We start from the raw sequence: 1,043 nt of genomic DNA, 5'->3' as shown, positions 1-1,043 counted from the left end.
GAATCGTCAGCGACCAGAACTTTACACAGATTACGGTCAAAACTCATGGGTCAATCCTTGTGCAGTCAAAGCGTGTAATAAAATTCAATGCAGCGGAAGCTTAAATGCTTCTCTTGAGGTTTTTTTGAGGGAAGAGAATCGCTTTATGTATGTTGAGTAACCCAATGATGGACGTCATTCGCGCTTAGCTCTAGATCGGTGATGAGTTTCTCTAACGCCGTTTGATAAAGGGGGGAATCAGATCGGCACAATTGTTCGGTCAATAAAGCGGATTGATGAATATGCTCCAAGCCTATTTGTGCGAGCCCGCCTTTAATCTTGTGCACGGTCTGGAGTGAATGTTTTGGTTCGTGTAGATGCGCTTTTAACGCTTCGAGATCTTCTGTCATGGTTTCCAGATACACCTTTGCCATGTGGTGTTGCATATCGGCTGGAAAGTGAGTTAACCATTGAGTAGGTAGAGAAGAGTCTGAATTCATATAAGTGGAGCATCGTTTGTTATTGATTAAGAACGGATAAATAGTTATTAATTTTAAGAAACGGGTCAAGTATAGGACTGTTTTTAAACTAATTCTAAATTATTGATATCTAATGTTTTGTTGTGGTTGTGAGGCTTTTCTTACATCAAAATAGGAAGCCAATAAGGGAGAGGTTGCTGCACTACACTCGATAGCTGCGTTTCAAATTTCTTCATGTTAGAAATGAGTGGCATTTTATTGCTATCTTCTGCGTTGTAACTTTGCTTGTGGCATAAAGCATTCGCTCAAATTATTCCTAAACTTTTCAGTGTTATGGCCGCTATAGAACGTAACGAAGGCGGGAGAGTAGAATCTCTACCGAAGTCTTGTTCAAAATTGAGACATATTTTCACTGTTTGAGATGGAAGTGTGCAGTAATCGTCCTTTTGAAGGTTTACAAACACAGTCGTAAAGACTAAAAAGGACGCTTGGATTTTTTGCCGTAGGAAGAAGTTCTTTACGGTATTGCATCAAGCCTTTTCTTGACGCGTTTTTTGGATATTGGGTCTATGAGTAACGTAACCA

1 protein-coding gene is annotated in these 1,043 nt (G+C 39.9%); it reads right to left on the bottom strand.

Features of this window, described 5'->3' with window-relative positions:
• Nucleotides 1–143: 143 nt before the first annotated feature.
• Nucleotides 144–479 (bottom strand): Hpt domain-containing protein, encoded by a 336-nt coding sequence (locus R7Q47_RS26475; RefSeq protein ID WP_318090289.1) that lies wholly within the window; start codon nucleotides 477–479, stop codon nucleotides 144–146.
• Between the last annotated feature and the right edge of the window lie 564 nt (nucleotides 480–1,043).

This window comes from Vibrio sp. Vb0349, from assembly GCF_033338975.1.
This window is presented reverse-complemented; position numbering and strand designations above follow the sequence as displayed.

Bases quoted from the DNA above. Each gene is read 5' to 3' on its own strand.
- R7Q47_RS26475 (WP_318090289.1), bottom strand. From the start codon at position 479: ATGAATTCAGACTCTTCTCTACCTACTCAATGGTTAACTCACTTTCCA.